The sequence below is a fragment of the Streptomyces spongiae genome (assembly GCF_009377185.1).
Taxonomy (GTDB): domain Bacteria; phylum Actinomycetota; class Actinomycetes; order Streptomycetales; family Streptomycetaceae; genus Streptomyces; species Streptomyces spongiae.
The window spans coordinates 1-3355 of record NZ_VJZC01000829.1 but is presented as its reverse complement, the minus strand read 5'-3'; the positions used below and the strand labels follow the sequence as shown (position 1 = coordinate 3355).

Genomic DNA, 3355 nt, shown 5'->3' with positions numbered 1-3355 from the left:
GGGCATGGTGGTCTCCGGGGGGTCGGGATTCAGCAGGGTTGGACTGGACGGGGCTGGACTCGGCAGACCGGGGATCAGGCAACCGTGTACTGGCTGTACTGGTTGATACGCCCGTCCCGCACCGACAGAATCCGGTCGCAGTGGGCGGCGACCTCGGCGTCGTGGGTGACCATCACCAGGCAGGCGCCCTGCTCACGGGTGACGGAGGTGAGCAGGCGGACGACCTCCGTGCCGGTGGCCTGGTCCAGCGCACCGGTGGGTTCGTCGGCGAACACCACGTCCGGTCGCACGGCGAGCGCACGGGCGATGGCGACCCGCTGGGCCTGCCCGCCGGACAACTGCCCCGGGCGGCGCAGCTCCAGCCCGCCGAGGCCGAGCGGCTCGAACCACCGGCGGGCCTCCCGCACGGCATTGCGCCTCGGCATGCCCTCCAGCATCAGCGGCAGCGCCACGTTCTCCTCGGCGGGCAACTCCGGCAGCAACTGCCCGAACTGGAACACGAACCCGAACCGCTTCCGCCGCAGCGCGCTGAGCCGGTTCTCACCGAACCGATCGATCCGCTCGCCCCGCAGCAGCACCTGCCCTCCATCCGGCCGAATGATCCCGGCCAGGGTGTGCAGGAGGGTGGACTTGCCCGACCCCGACGGGCCCATGATCGCGAGGGACTCGCGCTCGGCGACCTCCACGTCCACCCCGGCCAGGGCGGGAGTGGGACCGTAGCTCTTGGTGAGACCGTGTCCGGCCAGAACGACGACGCTCATGACGAATACCCCGTCCCCTTCAGCGCTCGAACTTCCAGGTGACGGACGAGCCCTCGGCGTCAACGACACTCACCGGAATGGACACCGCCTCGCCGTCGCCGTCCTTCGCCGTGCAGGTCACCTTCGCCCCGGCCACGGCCTTCAGGTCCGGGCACCGCACGTCCTTCACCGAGGTCCCGAGCCAGGGCAACGCGTGGTACTTCGACTGCGTGCGCCCGCCGACGACGTTCCCGGACAGGGCCTTCTCACCGTCCACCGTCACGGACGACTGACTGTCGAGCTCGGTGGTGGACTCAGTACCGCCGAGCGTGAGGGTAAGGACGACTCCACCGGCGATGACGGCAACCGCCGTGCCGACGACAGGGACCAGATACTTGCGCTGCATGCTGCGCCTCCAGAGACGAGGGTTTGAAGTCCCTCGACCCTCGCCTCCGCCACCCCCTGCCCACCTCGGCCGAACGGCCAGGCTTGGCGGTCCTCGCCGGGGGCCTGCTCAGCCGTACGGCTGATGGGTCGTGCGCTCAGCCGGGGCCGAGTCCGCCGAGCAAGGACCGAACCACCATGTCGGCGCCCTGCGCGCTGGTCAGCTCCGGCATCTCGTGTGAAGCGATGTTGGTGAGGTGGATGAGCAGGGAGCGTGCCCAGCGGTCCGGAAGGCCGGGGCGGATGACCCCTTCACGCACCGCGCGGGCCATGAAGGCGTCGAGTTGCTCGATCAGCCGGCCGAGGCGGCTGACTGCGACCTCGTCCTGTACGTGCCGCACGTCCACCGGCCACCGCCTGCTCACGGTGATGATGCCCTCCGCGTACCGGTGGAGTGCCACGAGCACGGGCGCCTCGGTCAGCCGAGCCGCTGCGACGGCCTTCTCGCAGGCGTCGAGCTTGGCCACCTGAACGGCGGCCAGGAGTGCCTCGCGGGTCGCGAAGCGGCGGTAGACGGTACGCCGGTCAACGCCCGCCGCTGCCGCGATGGCCGCGATGCTCGTGCCGGGATCGAGCGCCAGCAGGCGCGCTCCGGTCTGCAGGACCGCGTCCAGATTGCGTGCCGCGTCAGCTCTCATCGAGATCGGAGCATACGCAGCCACGAGGCCGATGAGCCAGCAACTGACACACCGCTATTGCAATGCACTCATTAAATGTCACATAGTTGTGGCACTAATCAGGTACTTCAGTCACTCCGGCGCGTCCGTCGTCGCGTCGGCCCTCGTTCCAGGAGTCCCGCGTGAGCCCGGTCCACATGTCCGAGAAACTGAAAGAAGTCCTCGATTCCAGGGTCTTCGTCACCGTGGCGACCCTCCAGCCCGACGGCAGTCCGCACCAGTCAGTGGTCTGGGTGGGGCGGAACGGCGACGGCCTCTTCTTCGTGACCGGTGTCGACAAGCTCAAGGTGCGCAACCTGCGGCGGGATCCCCGGCTGAGCGTGACGGTCAACCCACCCGACGAGCCCTACGGGTACGCGGTGATCAGCGGCACCGCCCGGTTCGAAAGTGCGGGCAGCCGCGGGCTCATGGATGAACTGGCCGTCAAGTACACCGGCAAGACCTACGCCGACCACCGCCCTGAGGCGTATGCCGCCCTCCCGGAACTGGTCACCGTCCACGTCACAACCGAGAAGATCGCGTCGCGGTTCCTCTGAGGCGACGAGGGAGGAAGACGAGGATGCGGAAGAGGAGCACCGTGACAAGGACTTATGTCATCACCGGCGGCACGGACGGCATCGGCAGGGCCATCGCCGACACGTACCTGGACAGGGGGCAGGAGGTGGTGGTCGTCGGGCGCAGCGCGGAGAAGGGCGAGGAGTGGCTCGATGGCGCACGACAACGTGGCGCGGCTGCCAGGGCGCACTTCATACCCGCCGAGCTGAGCCTGCTGTCCGAGACCCGAGCAGTGATCGACCACATCCGATCCTCCTGGGCTCGGATCGACGCCCTGGTACTGGGCGCCCGGCACTTCCGGACCACCCGCCTGGTCACCACCGACGGCTTCGAGAACACCTTCGCCCACTTCTACCTCAGCCGCTTCGTACTGAGCCACGGGCTGGCCGACCTGCTCGAATCCGCCGACACCCCGGTCATCCTCAACATCGCGGGACCGGGCAGTGAAGGAGAGATCTACTGGGACGACCTGCAGCTTGCGAGGGAGTACGACGGGCAACGGGCGCTCATGCAGGGCGGGCGGCTCAATGATCTCCTCGGCGTCGCCTTCGTGGACACCCGGCCGAGGACGAAGGTGCGGTATGCACTCCTCAACCCGGGCACGGTCAGGACCAGTTTCTCGGGCCAGTACACGCCGGACGTCAGGGCACAGGTCGACATCATCCGCCGGTCCGCCCAGCCGGTCCACGAGGCCGTGGTCCCGATCGTCGGGCTCCTGGACGACCCACCCGCCGTACCGCTCAGCGCCTTCGTACGGGACGTGCCGCTCAGTCCACTCGGTCCCGGGTTCGCGATCGAGGAAGCACGGCGGCTGCACCTGCACACCCAAAGGCTGTTGGCCGACCGGGACAACGAGACGCTGAGGTAGAGGCCTCGGCCCCGCAGCATGCAGTCGGCACGCTCAGGGCATACGCCCCGTCCCATACAACTCCCCCATCC

General features: G+C 68.5%; 5 protein-coding genes. 2 read left to right on the top strand and 3 right to left on the bottom strand.

The genetic code is table 11. The features are described from left to right. Positions 1 to 74: 74 nt before the first annotated feature. The 3 genes from FNH08_RS47410 to FNH08_RS47400 form a co-directional block, all read right to left on the bottom strand. Complete coding sequence (locus FNH08_RS47410) at positions 75 to 761, bottom strand: ABC transporter ATP-binding protein (RefSeq protein ID WP_152778101.1); 687 nt, start codon at positions 759 to 761, stop codon at positions 75 to 77. A 19-nt stretch (positions 762 to 780) separates the two neighbouring features. Beyond that, positions 781 to 1146: a DUF4333 domain-containing protein gene (locus tag FNH08_RS47405; protein WP_152778100.1), complete on the bottom strand. Its 366-nt coding sequence runs from the start codon at positions 1144 to 1146 to the stop codon at positions 781 to 783. A 136-nt stretch (positions 1147 to 1282) separates the two neighbouring features. Next, entirely contained in the window at positions 1283 to 1822 is a 540-nt protein-coding gene (locus FNH08_RS47400) for a TetR/AcrR family transcriptional regulator (protein WP_152778099.1), read from the bottom strand. Positions 1823 to 1998: 176 nt separating this feature from the next. Between FNH08_RS47400 and FNH08_RS47395 the strand changes: the two genes are divergently transcribed. Continuing rightward, the gene (locus FNH08_RS47395) at positions 1999 to 2397 is read left to right on the top strand and encodes a PPOX class F420-dependent oxidoreductase (RefSeq protein WP_152778102.1); all 399 of its coding nucleotides are present in this window, start codon (positions 1999 to 2001) and stop codon (positions 2395 to 2397) included. 41 nt (positions 2398 to 2438) lie between these two features. Beyond that, complete coding sequence (locus tag FNH08_RS47390) at positions 2439 to 3284, top strand: SDR family NAD(P)-dependent oxidoreductase (RefSeq protein ID WP_322726580.1); 846 nt, start codon at positions 2439 to 2441, stop codon at positions 3282 to 3284. Positions 3285 to 3355 lie beyond the last annotated feature (71 nt).

Bases quoted from the DNA above. Each gene is read 5' to 3' on its own strand.
- FNH08_RS47405 (WP_152778100.1), bottom strand. From the start codon at position 1,146: ATGCAGCGCAAGTATCTGGTCCCTGTCGTCGGCACGGCGGTTGCCGTC.
- FNH08_RS47400 (WP_152778099.1), bottom strand. From the start codon at position 1,822: ATGAGAGCTGACGCGGCACGCAATCTGGACGCGGTCCTGCAGACCGGA.
- FNH08_RS47410 (WP_152778101.1), bottom strand. From the start codon at position 761: ATGAGCGTCGTCGTTCTGGCCGGACACGGTCTCACCAAGAGCTACGGT.
- FNH08_RS47395 (WP_152778102.1), top strand. From the start codon at position 1,999: ATGTCCGAGAAACTGAAAGAAGTCCTCGATTCCAGGGTCTTCGTCACC.